Source organism: Segatella copri, assembly GCF_026015465.1.
Classification (GTDB): domain Bacteria; phylum Bacteroidota; class Bacteroidia; order Bacteroidales; family Bacteroidaceae; genus Prevotella; species Prevotella copri_E.
In genome coordinates this window covers 90,740-114,239 of the sequence record NZ_JAPDUQ010000003.1, presented here as the reverse complement: position 1 = coordinate 114,239, position 23,500 = coordinate 90,740, and the positions used below count along the sequence as shown (strand labels likewise).

General features: G+C 42.1%; 20 protein-coding genes and 4 pseudogenes. 14 read left to right on the top strand and 10 right to left on the bottom strand.

What is annotated here, in order from left to right:
- Positions 1-97: 97 nt before the first annotated feature.
- Positions 98-2,422: an ATP-binding protein gene (locus ONT08_RS11670; RefSeq protein WP_264960004.1), complete on the top strand. Its 2,325-nt coding sequence runs from the start codon at positions 98-100 to the stop codon at positions 2,420-2,422.
- Here ONT08_RS11670 and ONT08_RS11665 read toward each other — a convergent pair.
- The 9 genes from ONT08_RS11665 to ONT08_RS11625 form a co-directional block, all read right to left on the bottom strand.
- A complete protein-coding gene (locus tag ONT08_RS11665; protein WP_264960003.1) occupies positions 2,394-3,266 on the bottom strand; it encodes an Rpn family recombination-promoting nuclease/putative transposase in 873 nt (290 codons plus the stop codon). The two genes, ONT08_RS11670 and ONT08_RS11665, sit on opposite strands and share 29 nt — an antisense overlap.
- A gap of 178 nt (positions 3,267-3,444) precedes the next feature.
- Positions 3,445-4,278, bottom strand: a complete 834-nt coding sequence (locus ONT08_RS11660) for a hypothetical protein (protein ID WP_153087431.1) — start codon at positions 4,276-4,278, stop codon at positions 3,445-3,447.
- A 171-nt stretch (positions 4,279-4,449) separates the two neighbouring features.
- A complete protein-coding gene (locus tag ONT08_RS11655) occupies positions 4,450-4,947 on the bottom strand; it encodes a hypothetical protein (RefSeq protein WP_264960002.1) in 498 nt (165 codons plus the stop codon).
- Between the two features lie 262 nt (positions 4,948-5,209).
- Entirely contained in the window at positions 5,210-6,184 is a 975-nt protein-coding gene (locus ONT08_RS11650) for a phage antirepressor (protein ID WP_264960001.1), read from the bottom strand.
- A gap of 65 nt (positions 6,185-6,249) precedes the next feature.
- On the bottom strand, positions 6,250-7,473 hold the full coding sequence (locus tag ONT08_RS11645) for a transposase (protein WP_264959370.1): 1,224 nt from the start codon (positions 7,471-7,473) through the stop codon (positions 6,250-6,252).
- A gap of 216 nt (positions 7,474-7,689) precedes the next feature.
- Entirely contained in the window at positions 7,690-8,250 is a 561-nt protein-coding gene (locus tag ONT08_RS11640) for a DUF5675 family protein (protein ID WP_264960000.1), read from the bottom strand.
- Positions 8,251-8,253: 3 nt separating this feature from the next.
- Positions 8,254-10,830: a hypothetical protein gene (locus tag ONT08_RS11635; RefSeq protein WP_264959999.1), complete on the bottom strand. Its 2,577-nt coding sequence runs from the start codon at positions 10,828-10,830 to the stop codon at positions 8,254-8,256.
- Positions 10,831-10,848: 18 nt separating this feature from the next.
- Positions 10,849-11,361, bottom strand: a complete 513-nt coding sequence (locus ONT08_RS11630; protein WP_264959998.1) for a spore coat protein — start codon at positions 11,359-11,361, stop codon at positions 10,849-10,851.
- 207 nt (positions 11,362-11,568) lie between these two features.
- Positions 11,569-11,970, bottom strand: coding sequence for a hypothetical protein (locus tag ONT08_RS11625; RefSeq protein ID WP_147380800.1), 402 nt, complete (start codon positions 11,968-11,970; stop codon positions 11,569-11,571).
- Between the two features lie 707 nt (positions 11,971-12,677).
- Between ONT08_RS11625 and ONT08_RS11620 the strand changes: the two genes are divergently transcribed.
- Complete coding sequence (locus ONT08_RS11620) at positions 12,678-12,833, top strand: hypothetical protein (protein ID WP_228112311.1); 156 nt, start codon at positions 12,678-12,680, stop codon at positions 12,831-12,833.
- On the opposite strand, the gene ONT08_RS11615 is transcribed toward ONT08_RS11620, so the two are convergent.
- Positions 12,811-13,131 (bottom strand): Arm DNA-binding domain-containing protein, encoded by a 321-nt coding sequence (locus ONT08_RS11615; protein ID WP_264959997.1) that lies wholly within the window; start codon positions 13,129-13,131, stop codon positions 12,811-12,813. The two genes, ONT08_RS11620 and ONT08_RS11615, sit on opposite strands and share 23 nt — an antisense overlap.
- Before the next feature lie 69 nt (positions 13,132-13,200).
- Here ONT08_RS11615 and ONT08_RS11610 point away from each other — a divergent pair, with 69 nt between their 5' ends.
- The 12 genes and pseudogenes from ONT08_RS11610 to ONT08_RS11560 all read left to right on the top strand — a co-directional run bounded on the left by ONT08_RS11610 (position 13,201) and on the right by ONT08_RS11560 (position 23,485).
- On the top strand, positions 13,201-13,350 hold the full coding sequence (locus tag ONT08_RS11610) for a hypothetical protein (RefSeq protein ID WP_153073370.1): 150 nt from the start codon (positions 13,201-13,203) through the stop codon (positions 13,348-13,350).
- A 740-nt stretch (positions 13,351-14,090) separates the two neighbouring features.
- A pseudogene (locus ONT08_RS16535) lies at positions 14,091-14,267 on the top strand (Arm DNA-binding domain-containing protein); the annotation flags it as partial.
- Positions 14,263-14,556, top strand: a pseudogene (locus tag ONT08_RS16530) (tyrosine-type recombinase/integrase); the annotation flags it as partial. The pseudogenes ONT08_RS16535 and ONT08_RS16530, both read left to right, overlap by 5 nt.
- 401 nt (positions 14,557-14,957) lie before the next feature.
- Positions 14,958-15,086: pseudogene (locus ONT08_RS11600) on the top strand (DUF3408 domain-containing protein); the annotation flags it as partial.
- Between the two features lie 184 nt (positions 15,087-15,270).
- On the top strand, positions 15,271-15,618 hold the full coding sequence (locus ONT08_RS11595) for a plasmid mobilization protein (RefSeq protein ID WP_264959996.1): 348 nt from the start codon (positions 15,271-15,273) through the stop codon (positions 15,616-15,618).
- A 114-nt stretch (positions 15,619-15,732) separates the two neighbouring features.
- Positions 15,733-16,466, top strand: a pseudogene (locus ONT08_RS11590) (hypothetical protein).
- A 216-nt stretch (positions 16,467-16,682) separates the two neighbouring features.
- Positions 16,683-18,935, top strand: coding sequence for a TonB-dependent receptor domain-containing protein (locus tag ONT08_RS11585; protein WP_264959995.1), 2,253 nt, complete (start codon positions 16,683-16,685; stop codon positions 18,933-18,935).
- A gap of 63 nt (positions 18,936-18,998) precedes the next feature.
- Positions 18,999-19,160 carry a hypothetical protein gene (locus tag ONT08_RS11580; protein WP_182429315.1) on the top strand — a complete coding sequence of 54 codons (162 nt, stop codon included), beginning with the start codon at positions 18,999-19,001 and terminating at the stop codon, positions 19,158-19,160.
- An 87-nt stretch (positions 19,161-19,247) separates the two neighbouring features.
- The gene (locus ONT08_RS11575) at positions 19,248-20,150 is read left to right on the top strand and encodes a radical SAM protein (protein WP_264959994.1); all 903 of its coding nucleotides are present in this window, start codon (positions 19,248-19,250) and stop codon (positions 20,148-20,150) included.
- Entirely contained in the window at positions 20,144-20,590 is a 447-nt protein-coding gene (locus ONT08_RS11570; protein ID WP_264959993.1) for an SPASM domain-containing protein, read from the top strand. Before ONT08_RS11575 ends, ONT08_RS11570 begins: the two co-directional genes overlap by 7 nt.
- A 4-nt stretch (positions 20,591-20,594) precedes the next feature.
- The gene (locus tag ONT08_RS11565; protein ID WP_264959992.1) at positions 20,595-22,034 is read left to right on the top strand and encodes a DUF6734 family protein; all 1,440 of its coding nucleotides are present in this window, start codon (positions 20,595-20,597) and stop codon (positions 22,032-22,034) included.
- Positions 22,031-23,485 carry a DUF6734 family protein gene (locus ONT08_RS11560; protein ID WP_118201831.1) on the top strand — a complete coding sequence of 485 codons (1,455 nt, stop codon included), beginning with the start codon at positions 22,031-22,033 and terminating at the stop codon, positions 23,483-23,485. The genes ONT08_RS11565 and ONT08_RS11560 overlap by 4 nt, the downstream gene beginning before the upstream one ends.
- Positions 23,486-23,500: the final 15 nt, after the last annotated feature.

The window sequence follows — 23,500 nt, the reverse complement described above, 5'->3', positions numbered from 1 at the left end:
TTGGCATTTATCTCCTGTTTTCGTTGGTTTATATCGCATTTTTGATTAACTTTGCACGCAAATAGCAAAAAGACTCAAAACATTAAAAGATAAGAAGATGCAGCAAACAAACGTTCCTTTCAAGGTAGCCCTGGGTTACATCATCGTCGCCATCGTACTGATTCTGGCGATAGGGCTGGTATATCGCAACACCACAACCGTGCTCGCTATCAACCAGGCAACCCGCGACTATATCGAAAAGCGACAGGCAGCCGACAGCACCATGTCCAACCTGCTCAAGGAGGAACAGACCAATCTGCAGCAGCTTACCCGCGCCATGCAGGGCAAGTCATCCCACAACTATCTGCACGAGAAGATGAACAGCCTCAACAGTGGCGAAGATTCCGTTGTCGTGCATTCCAAGGCACCCAAGACCCACGTAGCAAAGAACACTACCGTAGAGGTGATGAAAACCCGCAAGGGCTTCTTCCGCCGCCTTGCCGATGCCTTCAAGAAGGAACATGCCGAAACGCTCAGCATCAGACGCGACAGCAACCAGGCTGTCACCGATACCCTCTCTACCCCGGTCAACTTAGCCGGAAACGTAGCCGATATCCTGGAACAGATTGACCGCAAGGAGAAGCAGTCTACGCGCGATAACCACGATGCCATCAACCGCGAGGTGAGAGACCTGCAGATAACCAATGCCCGCCTCGCCCTGCGCTCCTCCCAGCAGCTCAACGATATCCACCAGCGCGAACGTCAGGCGATGCAGCAGGCTATCAACCAGGCGATGCAGGCGCGCCAGAATCTGCTCTGGCAGATAGGTCTGCTTGCCATCGTAGCCATCACAGCCGCCGTCATCCTCGTCTATTACATCTACCGCGATACGCAGAAGGAACGCATCTACCGCGAGAATCTCGAAGAGGCTAACGAGGAAATCAGGCGCATCATGAACCAGCGCGAACGCCTGCTCCTCACCATCACCCACGATATCAAGGCTCCAGCTGCCAGCATCTCGGGCTTCATCGACCTGATGAAGGATTATGTCGACACCCCGCAAGGCATCTCCTGTCTCAACAGCATCAAGGGTTCTGCCACCCATCTCTCCCAGCTCGTTGCCGCCCTGCTCGATTATCACCAGTTGGAAAACGGACTGATGAAGCTGAACCCTGTAGATTTCTCGCCTGCCGACATGTTCCGCCAGTGTGCCGGAGAGATGCAGATCCTGAGCCAGGAGAAGGGATTGGAACTGCATCTGGAGCTCGATGGCATCAGCAGTCCGCAGACCTACTACCGTGCCGATGCCTTCCGTATCCGTCAGATACTCAACAACCTGGTTAGCAATGCCATCAAGTATACCGATAAGGGCAGCGTCACCATCCAGGCAGCCATCAGTCCCCAGCACCTCCTCACCTTCTCGGTAAGGGATACCGGCAAGGGCATGACCACCGAAGAGCGCCAGAAGGTGTTCCAGGCGTTCACCCGTCTGAAGAGTGCCCAGGGCATCGAGGGCACCGGTCTCGGGCTGAACATCACCCAGGAACTGGTCAATCTGCTTCAGGGCACCCTGCGTCTGGAATCCGTCAAGGACAAGGGCAGCACCTTCACCGTCACCATTCCGCTTGCCTTAGGTACCGCTCCTGCAGCAGAAGAGGCAGAAGAGCAGAAGCCCCTCGCCCCAGCCAAGCCCCATTTCGAAAATCACAAGATACTGCTGCTCGATGACGACCCGTTGCAGCTCCGTCTGCTTCAGGAGATGCTGAAGAAGCTGGTAGGCGACAGTTGGCAAGTCTTTGCCTGTCTGCATGTAGCCGAGGCGCTCACCGTGCTCCACAACGAGCATCCTGCGCTGATGATGATGGATATCGAAATGCCCGAGATGAACGGCATCAGGATGATTCAGCACATCAACCACAGCCACATGAAGGTAGTAGCGATGACCGCCCACGATGCCAGCATCATCAGAGAGTTGAAAGAAGCAGGTTTCGACGATTGCCTCTTCAAGCCATTCAGCACAGAGAAGCTGAGAGAAATCCTCGGATTAGAGGATGCAGCATCAGAAACAGAGGAAATAGCAGAGGAAACAAGGGATACTGCATCAGCAGAGGATATTACAGAGAAAACCAATAAGAAATCCCGCTTTGCAGCCCTCCTGACCTTTGCAGAAGGCGATCCGGAGGCAGAAGCCGAGATACTCAGCACCGTCAAGCAGGAGTTGTCATCCCATCTCCAGAACCTCCAGCAGGCAACAGAAGGCGAGTTATCAATAGAAGCCATCGGCAAGACAGCCCACAAGCTCCTCCCTATCGCCACGATGATAGAGATGGAGACCCGACAGCACATCGCCGCCCTCGCTCCCGAGCATATCAGCGATCTGTCAGAATCTCAGATAAGAGCCTACACCCAGGCCATCATCGCCGACCTGAAGGCTCTCCTCTAGCTATCAGCTTTTGTATCTCTTCCATCGACAATCCTGTTATTTCCAAGACTGTCGATGCATCCATCCCTTTAGCCAGCATATTCCTGGCAATCTCAAGGCTGCGCTGGTTCATGCCTTCTTCTCTGCCTTTCTGGTATCTGTCATCCAAAAGGGTCCTTTCTACACTTACGAAATCCCAGAATTTGTCGTAGGCACGGAGCTCGGCATCTGTAAAGCCGGAAATCTCCAGCTCCTCTACGGCTTTTCCAATCTCTGGGTCATTTAGCAAGTCGGAAGGAATCTCCTTCGTATTGGAATTGATTTCCGTAAGGAAACGGAGCCACAAGACCATCATGCGCTTGTCGGCAATGGAATGAGGAGTGAACTTCGGGAGTTCAATGAAGGTAAAATGCAAGCCTTCAATGACCTTATTACTGTCCTTGTCATGCACGATGCGGTAATTATGGATGAAATCTGGAGTATCATGCACAAAGATATCATTCACAAGATTCAGGGAATATACGGGTTGCAGTTCGCTGTATTTGCCTCCCTTTTTAGCCTGACTCACATAGAGCTTGGATGCATTGAACAGTACTCGCTGCTGGAATGCGTCAGACCATTCCATCTGCATCTCCACGCAGAACTTCCTGCCTCTAGCATCTGTGCAGAGTACATCCACTATGGTGTTTTTGCCCCCTTCGAGCTGGGGTACAAGTTCTGTTGGCAGATACTTTATTTCGTGTATCTGCTCCTCGTCACTGAGCGGCAGGAGGGCGTTAAGAAGGCTGATCAGTCTTTTAGGATGATTGCCGAATATCTTCTTGAACGTGAGGTATGCCTTAGGATCTAAGTACTTCATAACCATCTGTTTTAAAATTCTATAGCGCAAAGTTACGACATTATTTCCATTCGCCCAAGAGTTTTAGACATTTTTCAGGCAAAATGAGCTGAAATGTTGATAAAAAAAATCTTTTTCCTCCCGTATAGTGCAATTACTGCAAATTGGTCTAGGTATAGTATTTCTTTTCATTGTCAGCCTTTACTTAAGTAAGAGAAACTTCTCCATCCTTAACCTTGTCTATAGTGGCTTTTCTATGATAACCATTCTTTGTAAATTCGTTTATCCATATCAGTCTCCTTGTGCCATCACCATAAGGTTGCAGTCTGAAATGACCACTAACCTTGAAAGATTCATCATTACATATTTCAGTGTACCACTTGCTATCAAAGCGATAGTAATCAAGCCCTGGTTCTATGACATTCTGGGTTTTCTTGTTTTTCTTAACTTCTTTTCTTACGGTGGTTGAAACTTTACCTAATTGTACTTCTGCCCATTGTCTTAAGCACAAATAATCTAAGACCATATCTATGTAATCTCTGATATTTGCTTCCATACAACCATTAATAAGAGGTAGAACCATGCAGTCTAACTGATGTCCATTTCCCTTAATTTTATCCTTTGGTGATACACAAATGTAAAATGTAGGTATTGACAAATACTTGTCAATGCTGTCTTGGAATATCCATAAAGTAAGACATCCATTCTTTATCCTATATACGACATAACATCCTTCTATAAAGTATGGACTACGAACAATACCATTCTCATTATCCAGCTCTTGGAGAATATCAATATGAAATTGTGTAAATTTCAAATAGGATTTGTCCATCGTATCAACAAATGTCTTAGAGAAAACGACCAAATTACGGCAGTTACCTTTTACTGCAGATAATTCTCTTATCGCATTCTCTCTATCAGAATCAATTGCACTACCGATATTATTACACCAATTAAGAATGCTTTGTGGCAATTCTCTTTTATCAAGACAAAACAAGTACCTAAACAATGTAATGTCATTTATGTTTTTGATTTTCATAACAAATACAATTTATCAATTAACCCTTTTAATCCATCTATAGTCAGGACCTTCAGTAGTCCACTGAAATTGCCACATTGCACCGGATTTGTTGCTTATCAAATAATATTGGAACATACTTGTCATCGGTTGTATTGAAAAAATGCTTCTATCTCCAGATTCAAGAACTTCTTAATTAATTGAAACGCAAAGGAGGTTGTCTAATGATTTAGTGTCGTATTGCACTTGCCAAATCCTTCCAGTATAACTATCGAGCATAATAAATGTCCACATATTCTGAGTAGCAAACATTTGGAATCTTCCTACCCATTTATCAGAAGAAGAAGGAAATGCTTTTGACCAGTAATTAATTGGTGTAGCAAACATATAATCAGTACCTTCTGTACTAAATTGAACCTGCCAATTTTTTCCGGTAAAAGTATCAAGCATAAGAAAAGTCCACATATTCTGTGTTTCATAAAGACAGAAGCGGTTATCAACTTTACCGCTTTCTTCCCTCGCATCACAAATTTTCCATGATTGACCATCATCTTGCACTTGTAACACTTCTCCTGTAGCGGTATTTAATCGTAACTGGTTATGGTAGTTACGAGTTTGATACATTTTATAGGTTTGCGCCAATAGGCACAAAGGCATCAGGCATAATATCAATAAAAAATATTTTTTCATATCATTCTAATTTTAATTGTTTGTTCTCTACGTTTAGCAACTTAATTTTTAATGCAAAGATATAAAAATTATCCATAACTGAAGAACAGATTTGCCTTTATATGCCTTTCTGAGAGGTTATTTAAGTTCTTTTATACTTAAAGACATAAAATACAGAACGCCTAGCGGACTCGCAAAAACAAAAAAAGCCCCCGATGCAGCACACATCAGGGGCTTTTAACATTCCGCTAGGCTCTTTTTACCTTTTTACCCTTTTACCTTTTTACCCTTTTACCTTTTCACACAGTTCCCAGTATCGCTGAGCAAGGTCGTGGATGAACTTTCGTCCTCGCTCGGTCCATACGAGATAGGTATGGGTGTAAGCTCTGCCCATCTTCTCCTGTCTGCCATCACTCTTCGGGTCTAGGAAGGCGCTGTAGCGGGTACGGCTCTTGGCCAAACCCATGTGAGCATAATCAGCATAGAGGAGATACTGACCGCTCTGGTAATACTGGATATGCAGAGCGCAGAGCGAGCGGTTCAGCTCCTGGGCAGTGATACCGAGTTCCTTCGCTATCTGCGTAGTGGTGAAGCAGGAAACGGAATCGAGCACGTTATCGCTATAGAGCGCTTTCGGCAGAAGATTACCCACCTGATTCTCCAACTGTATGATGTTCTCACCACTCTTGGCGTTGCGAACCACCTGCTCATCCACCACATCATTCAAGCGGCGAATTTCCGTATCCTGTTCGCCGATAAGCTTCTTCTGCTGTTCAATCTGCAGGCGCTGTTTCTTCAGCAGATTCTCCTTCTCCTTGAGCGTAGCACGGAGAATTTCTTCAGCATGTCGGATTGTCTCCTCATCGCTCTCTCCCTGCTGCACCGGAATATAACCGCCCGTCTTGCGAATCTGCGGCAGCACATCTGAAGTAACCCAGTTCTTGAATTTCACGGCAGTAGGAAGCTTAGAGCCGAGAACTAAAGCATAGAAACCGCTCTCGTTGACATAGAGCATCAGAGTACGACGCATCGCCGAGGTTCCATCTTTCTTCAGACCGGTTGCTACCCATGTACGGCGTTTCGCCGTATCAAGTGGTTTAACTAACTGATCTACAGCATCATTCGCTCTCTTATATCCCAGTACATTACAGAGATCCTTTGCACAGAACAATGGCTCCCCATTCTCATCGGTCAAGGTACGAACCTTACCGAATTCAGAGTTTTCAAACACGACAGCAATTGCTGCCTTCTTATCCATTTCTACTTTATTTGTATTAACTGACTTTACCATAATCAATAGTTCGTTAATAATTCAATAATGTGCTAAGCAGCTATACGCTGTAAGCACGAGAGATTTTTGAAAATCTTGCTAATTAAAGTTCGGTTCGGGGTGTACCCGCTTGCTTTAAAAATTCGTTTCACCAGATAAATGTTGGTCATCAGTGACTTGAATGAAGACATAGAATATTCCATTCCCATCTCCTTCATAGTTACCTTGGCAACATTTAGTGATGTGAACGAAGCATTGAAAGCAAAATCGAGTTTCCACTTATCGCGAGCCTGGCAGTCCATAAGACCAGTATAGCCTTTGGCGTCACGAAAGCAAAATTCAATCCGGAACCTGGTTCTATAATAAAGAAGTACCTCTTCACCCGAAAGTGAGGTGTCTGTAGAGAAGAATAGTTTCTTCTTGCCATTCGGCATCTGCCAGATGACAAGTCTAACTTTACACCTGAGTGCCTTGGAATAGGCTATCAAAGTATAAGCTGTTCCTTCTATATCTTCCATCTCCATCTTCTCCATTCGAGTGAGGTCAAGATTCTTCATATCAATCTTGCCATCCTTGGTCTTTGGGCGACCACGTTTTCCAGTACGTGGACCAGCATAGACATAAAAGAGACAAGCATTGTCACGAAAGCGGCTTATCAAAGAGAACCCTTCTTTCTTTATCCCATTAACAAATGTACTTGTAGAGAAGTAAGCATCTGCAACTATGAGGGTTGAGAGTTTGAGAAGTTCCTTGCGATAACGCTTAATGACGCCGATATAGAAATCTACCATAGTCTTGTTTCTAAGACTCAGTTCTTTATTACTTAGCGACTGGTGGGCTTTTAACATCATGCAGTCTTTGGCATCAATATCAATGAGGCCAATACCCATGATTTCGAGACCATGTTTAACAGACTGTGCACATCCCGACCAAAAACGACCGATATGTGGAGTCTTCTTGCCAGCTTTGCTGATGTAACTGGGATCAATGGCAATAGCCCATCTTCCCTGTTTACCAAAGAAGCGCTTGGCAAGTGAGACATTAAGTTTGAGCCAGTCAATGCTTTTCGACTTTTTTAAGCCGAATGCGTTGCGATAGGTTTGCTCAACATGCGAGCCATACCTCCCCATTTGGGTGAAATTTATCTTTCTTGGTATTACCATGAACAAAATTATCACCTCGATGAGTATTTTCTCGAAACTTTTTGTTAACTTTGCAGCCGAATCTTCAACTGCATCTTTAAAGATATCCATATATTGGTCAAGTCCTGTATTCATATAATTTTGCGTTTGTCGTGATTTGCAAAGTTACTGAAAATCAGCGACTTGACCAACTTTTTATAGTTAAGTTTTCATAAGCATTTCTTAATATAAGTTATTGATTTGCAGACGATTAAATATTAATTTAACGCAGTATTGATAATAATTTGTTTTTAAAATAATCACTAACAATTCAACACTCAACATTCAAAAATCAACATTCAACACTCAACATTACAAAACGGTAATCCAAACGCTCTCCTCCCGTTCCCTCGCTGCGGTAATGGCATTGATAAGCCTGTACAGCCAGATGCGGGAATTAAAGACGGCACCCTGTAATTTATTTTCACCTACCAGAATGCAGCCCTGCGTATCATCAGGATAATTACCGGCATGAATGCGGATGCCCTCAAAATCAGGAACACCCTGCACCAGCGGAAGCCACTTCTTAAACCTTGGCGATTTCGAGATAACAACAGGATACGAGCCTTCCGGTATCGCCGTATGCCCCGGTATCTTGCGGGCTTTCTTGCCCGACACCCTACTGTACCGTCCATCCTCCTCTTCCGGTTTCAGTTCGATACCCAGGAGGTTTCTCCACGTAGACTCCAGGGTATCACAGAAGTAATGCTCCTTGTCCAACTTCGCCTTATCGAAGCTATGTTCAAAGACACGCTTGTCGCCTATTTTTACCCCCGAACGCCAAGTACGTTTCACATCCTTATCGCTCAGGATATAAAGATGACCTATCGTATAAGTCTTCTTCTTTGCTATTCTTTTTACTACTATTTCCATACGCTATGAATTCTCCTTTCGGAATTTAAGTTTAATAAAAACTGAGGAACTGAGGAATTGAGGAACTGAGTCGTTCTCCTTAGCCCTGATGTAATGGCGATCCTTCCAGTTTCCCAACATCTTGGAAGTACCTTTCTGACTCATCCCGTTTGCTACACGCAAGTCTATCACCTGCTGGTAAGTAAACTCATCCGGCAACTGCATCAGCATGTTGGAAGGTCCTCGTTTGCTCGACTTCTCGCCTGTATCATTAGCCCTCTTGATGGCATCACCGAAGAAACGCATCTTACAGTAGAGGTCGTAACGCTCGCTCCAGCGGATGAACTCATCTATCTCCGGCTCCCATTTACAACCGTTCGCCACATACAGCACACACGCCTTCAGGTAGGCGATGACGTTGGCACGGAAGGAAAGGTTCTCGTAAACCCTATCCTGCGACAGGCGCGAGAACTCAGCATTCTCATCCTTCAGCCGGAAGGCAAGCTGGAACGCCTCAGGGCAGTCAATCAGTCCCCTGGCGTTGTTCAGATTCTCAATATAAGGCTTCAGCGCCTCACGGTAAGCATCATCGTAATCGCCGTAAACAGGCATTTCATCACCGATTTCACGCTCCGGAATGGTACAGAAATTGATACGGCTTATCGGACCATCTGTCAAAACTTTTGAGAAGTAGCGCTGCCCTTTCTGAATGGTGGTAGATGCATTCCAGTTGAACCTTATCGTTACCCTTTCTGTCACACTTTGAACGCCCACGCGCTGTTGGCCAAAGAGGTTGAATGGATCAAAGGCGAGGCACATGATGCGGAACTGCTGGTTACCGCTACCCCGGAGTGCATCAAACTGGTCCAGCTCGTTAAGCGAAGTATAGAGGAAACGCCCCTGCGCCTCTGCGGTTCGCATCACGAATGCCGGACTGGTCATATCAGCATCAATCTCCTGTATAACGAGATTATCCGGTCGTTTGCGCTTATCCTTGTTGGCACCCTTGCGCGTCACTTCCTCCTTCCATTCCTTCTCACGTTTCAGATTCTCCGCATCCCGCTTTCGGATATCCTCCATGATATACCTAATCGGCTTATCCACAGACGATTTACCTGCGCCCGTACCGGCAAGCAAACACGTAGAAAGCGTAGCTTCATGCACTACATTATCAATATACCGGAAGCTCGTCTGCCAGAGGTGCGTAGCGAGCGGTGGAAAGATAGCGTGCGCCACAGCCGGCTTATAAATCTCCGGAGTCCGAGATATCAGCAGTTCCACCAGTTTCGGCAGTTTCTCCGGCATCGCTGGCGGTTCCGGATAATCCTCGTCGCTACTTTGAACTTGGAGATTTGAACTTTGAACTGTATAATTACCATCTGCATTTGAATTTTTCACTCTTCGTTCTTCACTCTTCACTTCATTCGCCTTCTGCTCCGCCAGCGCATTCACCCTTATCACATCCCTCGACATCGGCTTGGAGCTGTCAGCATATTTCGCATAGAAATCATGTATCAGCTGATGGCAGTCATCCTCCTGATAGTAGCTCGGCATTTTCGTCCTCACCACCTTCATCAGTTCCTCCTCACTCATCACCCTCGAAGCGCCTGCGCTCATAATGGCGAGGAGCGAAGAGTGCCGAGACCCGACGGTATCAATCGCCATTCCTTCAAGCCCAGCCGACTGCACGAACAGATCAAAGGCTATCAGATTCTTCTCGCTGGCCTCTCCCAGTTCACCAGAGCCATGATTGCCTCCAGGATTCCCGAGATGAGGAGCATCAACATAATTGCTATTACCAGATTGGGCAGGCTGAACAGCAGTGCCAGCAGGAGCAGCATAATCGCCATGATTGCCCGAAAGTCTATTGTTTTCATTACTTTGAAATTTAAGATTGCTATTAACTGTAAACTGTAAACTATTAACTGCTACGCCTCTTCCGTCAACCGTCAGTCCACGGTCCAGAAAAGCCTTTCTGCGAGCCTGTATCTCGCTCTCCGGCATCACTGCGCACCACATTTTAGACCGGTAGATTTCCGAGTCCTTATCCGTCAGGAAAATCATTCTTTCTGGTGTGATGCAGCTTTCATCATAAGGCACACCGAGCGCCTCACAATACGCCTTCTGCGTCTCCTCGATGGTCTTCCCAACCGGCATTCTAATCCCGATATGCAGCTTCTTGCGAGCGCTATAACAGAGATGCAGCAACGAGCCGTTCCATATCCCCGAAGAGCAGTTCAGCTCGCGCGCCTTCTCAATCGCCTTTTCCACATACTCCTTATCATCCACATCAATAATCGTCTGGAAGAGAAAGCTTTCCGGCATCGCATTCTCCTGTCTGCGCACATTATTCTTGAACATGCCGTAGTGCGGACAGAAGAAAGGCAGCTCGCTCTTGAGCCTCTCCTGCGCCTTCTTCACCGCCTGCGCATCGTTCAAATCCACTCCGTCAATCGGCAATTCACCCCGAATCTGCTGAATCATCTTCTTGATTTCCTTCGACCCGATGACCTTATCATAAGTATCGATATTGTAAGAAAAAACTTTCCCCTTATTTCCCTTACGATAAGGATTAATTGCCACTACATGTACTGTCTCCATTTTACCTCCATATTTTTATTAATCGAACACTTCGCTGTTAATCATGATATACCCTGAGCCATAGCTTACATTGATAGGCAGAATCAGCGAGTTATCAGAAATTTCGTCGACCCCGTTCGCCTCGAAGAGCGAAGCATTCTCAGCATCATTCAGTCTGCTATTGACGAAGCCTATTACCCATTTTGCCGCAATCTTCTCGGCAGCAACACGCCTGTCAACAAGGTCTTTCACCAGCTGTTCATCGCAGAAGTTGATATCCGCATTCACGTTCTCAGCCTCCGCTTCTTCCTTCCCCATTTCCTGGTTCTCGAAGAAGAGGTTATACTTGATTTTCATATCCTTCATCATCATGATGTTCAGATTTTTCAGTTCCCCCTCCGAGTCAGCAATCGTCTCATAGAGTTTCTGTACCGACTTCTTGAAGATGTTCTTCACGTCCATCAGGCAGTAATAGATTTTGCCTCCAATCACCACCACCCTCAGTTTTCCGTACTGCGGATGAGTAAAATAAAAAGGTTTCATTGCTTTCATTTTCAATATTCCTTTTTTTAAAGTTGGGCGCTCCCACAACGGTTGATGTGCCTATACACAAAAGCCCCCGAAACCCAGACCATATCGGTTCTGAATTCCGGGGGCAAAAGTACAACAAGATGCTGAAACCTACCTGGTACGTACCTGGTACGCGTACCAGGTACGAATTAATTTATGAAACGTCATTCACGTTATATAACAGACTAACTAACAGATATTTATCGATTTTGCAGTTTCTCCGATAAATCCAGACATCTGTTGCTGCTCCATCCCTTTATTAAAGGCAGAGCGAAGATTCTCCTTGTCAATATTCCAAAAGGTACCGAACACCACCCATACATTCTGTATGCCGAGTTTGGTAGAAATCTGGGACGCAAGAACTGCAGTTTTAGCTACAGAGAGTCCCTTAGGCTGGAAATGCTCATCAAGAAAGCCATGTATCGCCAAACTGGAGAGCACCATTAACCCCTGAGGATTAGCAAGAGATTCTGGCAGCGGACGGAATTTCTCTTCTGCCTTTGCCTTTTCTTCCTTCTTCTTAGGTCCATCACCATAATTTTCAATATACGTTGCATTATCGTGCAATTCAATTGTTCTATTATCACTCATAATTACTATGTTTTTAGATTCTATATAATTTACAATAAACTCACTGTCCAGACTTAAATAGACATCTGTTATGAAAATACACAGAGACTTTATCCTCGACAGATTGCGCTTGATTCGCGTACTTAAGTTTTTCTTCATATTGTATTCTTATTGTAGTTGTTTAAATTTTCTTGCCTCATTATAGCAGAGTATGATTGTTTGCGCTAACAATTTATGAGGGCGTAAGCAGCTGGAGTGCTGGTGATCGTCTCTTATCGTGAGACGTGGGACCGATTCTACATCTTTTTCCTTTTGTTGAAAATTTAAGTTAATAATATGACCAAAAGATGCGTTTTCAGTATCTAAGGCCGGTTAATACTATCTTCCTCCTATTTTTTGAGATGCAAATATATAAAAAATATTAATATGCTCGCAAAATAAACTTAATATTAACACGATTTTAACACAATTAGTAATAGAAAATAAGTTTAAGCACAAGTATAGTATAAGTTATACACAAAATCATCATCAGAAGTCCATAAATAAAAAGGGCACGGAGATAAACTCCATGCCCCAAAACACTTACGAATCCTATAGGCTGTTATGCCTGATAATTATACCTAACAAAATGTATGAAGAAATTCTATTTGATATCCATACCACTGACATGAAGACCAGGACCACCACCGGCTGTATAACCACGGCGTAGGATTGCTAAGAAGGTTATCGTGTTCTCTCCACACCCAGACGATGATGTTATCTCTATGGGAGGAACCATCCGCCGTGGTAAGGCTCGTACCGCTTGTACCTATAATGAAATTCCGCTTGACCATGTCCACTTCCTCGAAAATGTTGTGTACTTCACAAAGTCATCCACTTGGTAAGTGTCATGCGTGACTTCTTCACCTTGTCCCAATCCACAAGACCCTCTCTCTGGATGTCAAGAATGCGCTGCGCCTTGATTTGCTCTGCCAAATTTCTTGTATTGGCGTTTTGCAACTTGGTAGCAGCGTTGATTTCTGGTACAAGATAGAGTTTCAAAGTCTCTTTCTTTCTCAATCCCTTCTGGTAAATGTCAAGATAGAGGCTGATGTTGCCACCTGCTATCTTCTTCTCTCGGATGCGCACAGGCTCCTTCAAACGGATTTCTTTCTTCTTTCGTCCCATTTTATTTCCTTTCATTTCCGATGGTTAGACCTGCTTGGGATAATTGGTGGATACTGGCAGCTATCGACGAAGAGAAGAAAGCGGGTGCAGAATGGTCCTTTCTTGGGTAATGATGAGCGTCTGTTCTGGCAGAGAGCCGAGGACCGTAACCGTGCTACAGCATCGCTCTACGACCAGTTGGGTCTGGCATGCTATGAGGCCATGGAGGCTTTCGTGGAGTACAAGCCATTGTAATAACTTATTAACAATCACTGACAAAAAACTACCCATGCCCCCTGTTTTAGGGGGCATGGGTAGGATTAACGACATAGATTCAAACGATACAAGTCGCTATCACCCTCCCCCAACAACCAGCATGATAAAATCATCATCAGTAAATCAGCTCAGTCCCTCAGTTCCTCAGTTCCTCAGTTTTGTTCTAGGGGGTATACTTGATACTTACAAATTGTAAGTAATTATATTTTATTATATATATAATAATATTATATATATAATAAACTTCTAAATAAAGATAAAAGTGAAGGGGCAGAGAAAAACTGAGGAACTGAGGAACTGAGGAAGATTTCTTATGCCATTTTGTATCTTGTTATTTGTTGTAGATATAGTATTTAAGCGCTCAACTCTATGTTTTCTCTTCTGAAAAAGTATGAGTTGCGGGGCGCAAAACGGCGAGTTAGATTGTTTAACATAAAACTCTAAAGCAGCCAAAGGAGAATAAGAGAGGTTGGAACGTAAACAGTTGGGAATGAGCAGATTTGCACAAAGTTGCCAAATCGGCATAAAGCAAGCGAGTGAGGAATATTGAAGTAGTTCAGTTACTAAATCGTGAGCCACAGTTACCTATGCAAAGCAGGTAACAATGCGGAAAGGCAACTTTGTGCATCAACGGATTTTATTGCGCTGATTCTCAATGTTTTGCGTATCAAGGAACGCTTACAAAATGATTATATTTGCACACTCAAAATGTAAGCGTTATGAAAATCGAAAAATTCAAGGTGTTGCTCTACCTAAAAAAGAGCGGAATGGACAAGAATGGAAAAGCTCCCATCATGGGACGCATCACGGTGAACAGGACTATGGCGCAGTTCTCCTGCAAGTTGTCTTGCTCTCCATCGCTTTGGAATCCTCGTGCCAGCCGATTGGAGGGCAAGAGATACCCTTTTCCCATTGCTGAGCACGAATCGTGTTCGTATCGATCTCATCACCATCTGCAAGTTGGCGGAAACGAGCAAGACCTATTCCTACCATTCGGGACGACACTCGTTCGCCAGCCTCATTACGCTGGAGGCTGGTGTGCCGATGGAGACCATCTGCAAGATGCTCGGTCACAAGGATGTGAAGATGACGCAGCGGTATGCGAGAGTGACCCAAAAGAAGCTGTTTGAGGACATGGACAAGTTCATCGCTGCAATCGAGAAGGACTTTATTCTCGCATTATGAACAAGGCTTTCAACTTTTCTTTTTACAGTTTCAACTACATTATTATATTATAAGGACAACAACTATGAGCAGAAGTACATTTTAAAAACAAGCGTTTTCAATTTCTGTGGCAGTATGTTGCCGGGGTTTGCCGACTTCAACGCCAAAAACAACAAGAAAAACTTGCACGACTGCAACGAATACATGAACAATGATGAGTTGAGAAATACGTTGAAGTTCTCACAACTATCTCGGTATGCAAATAAGCAAGCCACAACTAAATTGCCACGTTACACCCAATCAGTTGCATGGCTGCACTCAGTACACTTACTTTGCACCCGACAATCGGTCAATGGTGCAAACCGTGACCACTATACCAACAATTTAAACAATGTAAGTTATGGCAAAAACAAAAGATGTAGGATCGTCTTGACCGTGTCGTCCGCATCCTCGGAGGAAGGCGCATGAGCGTATCGGGCATCATCGAGAACATCGTGCGCCACCACCTAAGCCTTTATGAAGAAGACTTCGAGGCTTGGCGCAAATTGTGAGAATTAAGGTCTGCGACCTTGGACGTGGATAGCTGAAAGGCTGTAGTTCCAACTAACGTGTTCTGAGAGGGAGCGAGGTTATGTTTTGGGAACCCCAAAACGCCTCGCTCCACCATGAGGGCGGAGGAATTTTGCTCCCGACGGTCGCAGAAAGTGAGTGTACCAACTGTAAACAGTATATCGAATGACAAACATACAGGAACAGAGCAAGAAGGGCGGAAGACCGCCCACAGGCAGGGTTCGCAAATTGTCGAAGTCTGTCACGGTGAAGTTCTCAAAGCCAAGCTACGAGGCTTTGAGACTGAGGGCGAGAAAAGCCAACCGCAAGTTGGCGGAGTACATCCGTGAGTCCGCCTTGAACGGCGAGGTGGTCAGCGGACACAACGCAGAGACGGTAGCCATCGCCAAGAGCCGAATCTATGCAGGGAGGACAACCAAGTTGTCACCAAGTAGAACAGACTCAACCAACGGCAGAACATACCCAAGACCCTTGGAGTGGTATTTCTTCCATCGGCTTGTTCGCTCCGTCTAATGCCCAAACTTATGAGCCATTCCCAGAGGATGAATCCGCCAAGAAGAAAAAGAGAAAACGCAGAAAGGGCTTCAGCCTTTGATGCAAGTTACAAACTTAAAATTAGAATCGAACATGAAAGAAGAACTATTGGAAGCCATCTACGGCACAGTTGAGAGATTGGAGCAGAAAGTCGATGAACTTTCTGCCTCCACAAAGAACGCAGGAGCGGAAACCGTTCCTGCAAGTAATGACATAACCAAGTTGGATAAGTCAATCAATGCGATGTTTATCAAAGAAGAGGAAGTCAGAGGTAAAATATCCAAATTAAGAGATGCCATTATCGTTTTTGCTGACCTTATTAAGGTTGAACTTGGCAAAAATGAGCAGCGAAGCAAGTTCTTGGTTGATGCTGTCAAGCAGATGAAACAAGAGCATACTGTCACCTCAAAGGCATTGCAAGATAAACTTGAATTGATGAACAAATCACCTCAAAAGAAGGTTGTAACCCATCACTTCGAGCCAACCTCAAAGAATGTTCTTCTTTTCATTGGTGGCTTGGCTCTATCCCTTGTCATTTCCATTGGGGCAATCTCACCCAATGGCGAGATTACCAAGATTGGGAGGAGGCAGACTTGAAATATAGGGCATTGAAGATGGTGCTTTCTACTGATGACCCAAACATTCACTACATTGAAAAGTACTTCTCTATATGTCGAGACGAAAATGTTATAAATAATGTGAGGAATCGTGTTGCTGCTTACGAGGATTCTGTTCGCCACCATTATAAAATGATAGAAATGGCAACATACAAGGATAGTCTTACCAATTGCAAATTACTTGAAATTGAAGGTAAGAATATGCCTTGAAAAGCCAAATAAAGGACTTTTTCTTTATGTAACACAATTTTAATATTTCCGCAAATACGCTGTGATTTTTATATAGTACCTTTGCAACGTCATGATTCCTTATATACTGAGGATTGATAAGAATATAATAGATTAAGCAATAAAAAAAATAATTATACAATGAATAATAAGGGGATTTTAACAACGGCCTTGTGCCTATCTGTAATGACCTCGACGATGGCACAGAATATCATGGGAAAAGTAGTGGACACCAAGGGTGAGCCTTTGGCTTTCGCCAATGTGGTGCTCCTAAATCGGCAAGACTCCGCGTTCGTCAAGGGAGCGGTGAGTGGAGAGGATGGTAGCTTCTCAATAGACTCCGTCTGCAATGGCGGAATCATCAAGGTAACATCCGTGGGCTACAAAACCATCTGCAAGGATTGCGAGGGTGAAAATGTGGGTGTCATCAAGATGGAAGAGGACAGCAAGATGCTCGGTGAAGTTGTGGTGAAATCATCACGCCCTGTTATTGCCATCAAGGGCAATGCCTTGGTTACTACTGTAGTTAATTCTCAACTGTCTCATGCAGGCACGGCAAATGACGTATTGCGCCAAGTGCCAATGGTCACAGGAAGAGATGGCAACTTCGAAGTGTTTGGCAAGGGTGTGCCACTCATCTATATCAATGGGCATGTCGTACAAGACAAGAATGAACTAGCACAACTCAACTCACAAGACATCAAGAATGTGGAAATTATCACCAATCCTGGTGCAAAGTATGATGCTTCCGTAAAGTCAGTCATCCGCATTCGTACCAAGCCATCGCGAGGCGAAGGCTTTGGTGGAACCCTTCGTGTCCAAAATGGTTTCCGACACTATTTTTCAAGCATGGAACAAGCAAACTTGAAATATCGCAAAGGTGGTTTGGAGGTATTCACCAATCTTAATTATTATACCGGCCAATTCTATAGTTATGGAGTCACAAATATGGAAACGAAAGCTTCTACCAATTGGCTTCAAAACATAGAAAGCATCGGTCGTATGCGAAACAATGAGTTCTTCGGCAAGTTTGGATTGTCATGGATGCTCAACGAACATCATTCCATCGGTGCTTATTATGTGAATGGAGCTGGATTGCAAAAGGAATATCCTGATTATAAGTCCATTTCGTATGACGATGGAACACTGAAAGACGAGGTTTCCACAATAGGACTCAACAGGACACATGCCGTTCCAAAGCATCATGCCAACATCTATTACAATGGAGAAGTGGGAAAACTTGGCGTTGACTTCAACATGGATTACATGTGGAGGAAAAAGCGCAAGACTTCCAATCTGTCGGAGAAAAACATAAACAATGAGAACAATTCGGTTACATCCAATGGTATCGGACACTCACGAATGTTTGCCGAGAAACTGGTGTTGAGCTATCCCTTGTGGAAAGGACAAATAGAGGTTGGAAATGAATACACCGCCTCACAGACTTTGAATGATTTCAACACCAACATGGCGACTATTGGAAATAGCAACACCAAGAGCAATGAGAAGAACATGGCAGGTTTCCTCTCCATAGGTCAGCAATACGGAAAGGTTGCTGTAGAGGCAGGACTTCGTTACGAGCATGTCAACTTCAAATACACAGAAAATGGACAACTCAAAGAAGACCAAAGCAAGACTTACAACAACGTGTTCCCTTCTTTGGCTATTTCTACAGAGATTGGAAAAACGCAATTATCATTGAGCTACACAAGCAAGACTCAACGTCCATCATACGATGACCTTGACGGAACAGTCAGCTATGTCAATCGCTTGACCTTGGAAAGTGGAAATCCTTACCTATCTCCTATGAAGATTCATTCTGTGGAGTTGATGGGTGCATGGAAGCAATTCTTTGCAAAGGTTTCATACGAACATAGGAAGGATGCCTTTATCCAGACTACGAAATCTTATGGCGAGGATGGAGAGGTAAAGTTGCTGACCATGGAGAATACTCCAAAGATAGATGAACTACAAGCATTTGTTGGCGCACAATTTAAGGTTGGCATTTGGGAACCTAAAGTGAATGCAGGCATCATCAAACAGTGGTTCACTGGCGAATATATGGGTGAACGCAAATCCTTCAGCAATCCTTTGGGAATCGTGCAGTTCCAGAATGCCATCCATCTGCCTGGCGACATTTGGATGAATATCGATATGGAATGGAACAGTCGTGGCAACAAGGACAACATGAAGTTCAGTTCTTCCTCATACCTGAATGCCAAACTTTACAAGGCTTTTGGGAAAGACCATTTTTCCGTGTCGCTTGAAGCCAATGACATCTTCAACAAGAGCTACCGTAATGTAACATTCTACAACAAGGATGTTACACTTTGGCAAAACATGACGACTGATAGCCGTGCCTTGCTCTTGACATTGCAATATAACTTCAATACAACAAGAAACCTATATAAAGGTAAGGGTGCTGGCAATGAAGAATTGAGTCGTTTCTAAAAATTAAAAGAGGTATCCGAAAATCTTTAAAAGAGTAGGAGTATGATTTAATTTTTATACATTATGGAAACAAACAACGATTTGTTGAAGCTCTCAGAAAAAATGGGGCTTCGTGGATTAGAGGACGAGTGCATTGTCCTTGAGGATGAACGTGCTGATGACATTTATGGCGGCAAGTTTGTCTGTGGCAGTTACAACAACTGTTCATTTGGCAATTGTGCCTAAAATGGTACATTAGTATGTTTTTGAGAGTTGGCCTTTTGTGCCTTGTGACATAAAAAGTCAACTCTCGTTTTTTACAAACGAATAGAAATGAATTACATATTATCAAAATACACTTTTGCAGTTTCTAAACGCACTTCTAGTGGTCAGGAAATTTGTTTACTGTTTTCTGGACGAACAGGCAAAAATATTTTAGTCTCTAAAAAAGTTTTTTCTATAGTTGAGAATGGAAAATTTACCACTCTTCAGCCAAAAGTATTGGAAATTTTAATATCAGAGAAAGTTCTAGTTCCAAGCACAGAAGATGAATTGGATGAAATCAACAAGGAAAATAAAGTGCGATTATCAAAAAAATCCACTGATCGATTGTATGTGTCAATCCAGCCAACAGCCGCTTGTCAACTTGCTTGCGACTATTGCGGACAAGCTCATTCTCGCAAGTTTTTAACGGATAGCTTGATAGAGCAAATAGTTTGTCGCATCAAGCAAAAAATATCCCTAAAAGATACAAAGTCGTTAGAGATAGGATGGTTTGGTGGTGAGCCATTGATGGCTTTTTCCAAGATGAAAAAGTTAAATGAACAATTGAAAGGTATTGCAATTAGTCGTAACCTAAAATATTCAGGACACATAACAACTAATGGTTACGCATTGTCTCCTTCTATATACAAAATGCTGAAGGAAGAATTCAATGTGTATCGTATAGAAATTACTCTTGATGGTAGCAAGGAATTTCATGACAAAAGAAGAGTAACGACATGCGGAATTGGTTCTTTCGATATCATCTTCAACAATTTAAAGGCAATCACTCAATCCCCTTTCTATGATAAAAATACATGTGTGATTAGTATTAGATGCAATGTAGATGAAAGAAATATTGAAGGGGTTATGCCTTTGTTGGAAATGCTATATAAGCATAATATGCAGGATAAGATTATTTCTATACAACCCCTGTTGTCTCATGGTCTAACAATGGAGCAGGTAGTATGCTAGGACATAAATTGTTAGGAAAGTTGTCTTCAAAGCATATAGAATATATGATAAATCATAATTTCAAGGTTACAATTCTTCCGAAAAGAGTTGCTCCTTACCAATGTATAGGAACAGACAATGATGCAGAAATGTATGATGCTGATGGAAATATTCTGGATTGTTCAGAAACCTCTTATTCCGAGTATTATAAGTCCAAAGGTTTTGTTTTGGGAAATGTAGAACAAAAAATAATAGTTCCGAATAAACGTAGCTGTTTGCATGATGTTCCTCAAATGTTACTTGAAAAACGAGTACATCCTTGCAACAACTGTAAGTTTTACCCTCTTTGCGGAGGTCTATGTCCACTTGGCTTATTGGAAAAAGAACCACGATGTCCTTCTTTCATATACAATATTGAAGATAGGATATATTTGGATTATCTAGCAAAAATAAAGAAATAAAAAGATGAATATTATTCAATCATTTTTCAACAAACGTATAACACCCCAAAATTTAAATTATAGAGGGTGCTACTTATCTTCATTTGTATTTTGGTTATCAATTGCATATAGTTGTTTACTTCTCAAGCGTAATAACCCTACATTACGCTTGTTGTTTTATGGTAATGAAACAATTGTTCACATCTTGAAGGATTTGTTTAAGTTGCCATATGACAAATATTATATTTGTGATTACAACGGTGATTACAATGAATGGTTTTATTGTTGGCCCAAGATTTTAACTTATCAAAGACAAAAAGAGCCATTTATACATATAGATTCCGATATTTTTATGTGGACTCCAATACCTGAAGCTTTATTGAAAGCTCCATTGGTGGCTCAACATAAAGAAAGAGACTCTAACTTTTATAGAGAAGTATTCAATGAAATAAAAAAGGATAATATCCAACTGCCACAGTACATAATGCAACATTGTATTGGGGACAAATATATTTCCTCATTTAATGCAGGGATTATTGGTGGAAATGACCTATTGTTCTTGCAGCGATATATTAATAATATAATAAATTTTGTTTCAAAGAATAAAGGTAATTTAGACAAAGCTTCTCGCAAATTTTTATACAATGTAGTTTTTGAACAGTGGTTATATTATGGAATGACCACTTTTGAGCATAAAGAGGTGCGTACATACTATAAAAAAGTAATTACAGATTTTGACATGCAAGATGCTACTGTTCCGACACAAACTGTTTCTGGCACACCTTTGAAATATATGCATGTTATGGAATACAAAGATAATATTCGTTGCAATAGGTTTATTGTTTATAATATGTTAAATGATTTCCCTAAGGAATACGAGCAAATTCTTACAGCTTGTGCCGAGATAGGAATAGATTGCCCAATATTAAGTAGTGACTTGGTATCAAAGAAATCTTTAAGATTGGAAAAACTTAAAAGTTTAACAAACTTGACAAAGTTGGAATCTGAGGAATTAAATGCATACGAAACTTTAAAGGAAAACTACAAAAATAGTTTTCTAAAAAACAGAAAAGAGCTTATCAAGATACAGCAGCACCAAATACAAATGGTAAAAATGCTTCAAAATTCGTTAATATCTGATGAGCATAAAATAGAAATGGAATTGTCTCATACTTTAAAATTTATTGAATGCAAAGAATCCCTGCTTGATTTGCTTGTATTTAAGTCTAAGCATCATATACCATCCAAGTGCATTCTATGGGTTTACAACCCTATATTGAACAAAGTAGATGAGTTTGTTTGGTCTTATAAGAAAGTGCAATTTCTTAAAGAACTTCTTAGAGAAGAAAATGCAAACTTACTTCTGCTTCAAGCATATGGTAAAGCATTAGAAAAAGATTCTGATTTAAACACTTTTATAAGACAATGCGTTTTTGACGGAATTATAAATATTGAAAAAAAATGAAAATAGTCCAAACATATTATAGTTATGCTGATAACAAAAATCCGATTTATGATACTGCAGGTTTTCTTACTGCTGACATGAATTGGAAAAGCATGGCTGTCAGCTGCCTTCTTCTCAAAAAACATTACGGAAGCGTCACCTTATATTGCAACGGTAGTGTAAAAGAGATTGTAAGCGAATTGAAAATTCCTTATGATGAGATTGTTGTGATTCCAGATTTTATGCAAGAGTACAAAGGTTGTAACCTTTGGGCTTTGCCTAAGATATATACATATTCTCAACAAAAAACTCCCTTTTTGCATGTTGATTGCGATTGGTTTATGTTCGATAGACTCTCAACACAAATAGAGAAGTCTGATGTCATAGGACAAAATATAGAGTACGACGACCAATATTATAACAAAAGAACATTTGAAAAAATGTTGAGCTATGGTTGTGAATTTCCTTTATGGATAAAAGACATTGCAGAGTCTAGTTCTATTCTTAGAGTTATAAACGCAGGAGTTTTAGGAGGACAAGACATTTCTTTCATCCAAGAGTATGTTGAGCTTATAAAGAAATTTATACATGCCAATGTTGATACATTGCGAAAAATCAATGACGGATTTGTCAATTCTATCTATGAGCAGTTGTTCTTGTACATTCTTTCCCAAAAACATAGGAAAGAAATAGGTCTCTGCACTGTTGGCGACAAACTTAGTACAAAATTCGATTGGCTTCCTATGGATTTTTCATGTTCTCCAAAGACAGGTTACATGCATATGCTTGCAGGAATTAAACGACAGTTCAAATCATATGTGTTTGTTTCGCAATACTTGCATTACATAAATCCGACAGTAAGTAATCATATTACAAAATACTGTTATGAACACAATATCTCACCATTGATAAATTTTCCAGAGCTTGGAATTTTCTTAGAGAAGAGTAAGTCTATGCAACAATTAGCAAAGGAAAATAACAATGAATCTAAAGTGCATGAAATATCAACCGCTTATGATGAGATTAATATAAAATTATCAAAGGATATACTTGAAATATTTCAGGAACAAAGTAAATGCAGAGACTTATTATGGAGCAATATTTCTCTTTTGGAGAAAAAGGTAATGATTAATCCAAAGTGTAAAATCATAAGTATTTCACATGAAGATATAATTCGTAATGTACTCCATCTAGATGATAATATTTTAAGAAAAGTGACGAATATAAAAGACCTCGCTGTTGTCATAACACCAGATGCAACATTGGGACAGCCCCAAAAGCTCTTATTAGCAGGTGTCAAAATGCAAATTATATGGTATTTGCAAAATGTAAAAAATGCAACCTTTAAAGAAATTAAAAACTGCTTAGAGGTAAAGCAACAAGGTGAAGGCATAAGCAAAAAACTATATGAGAAAGATGTAGATAGGGTATTTCGCTCACTTGTTTACAGTAATATTTTAGTTTTTTCATAGACATAGTAAGAATAT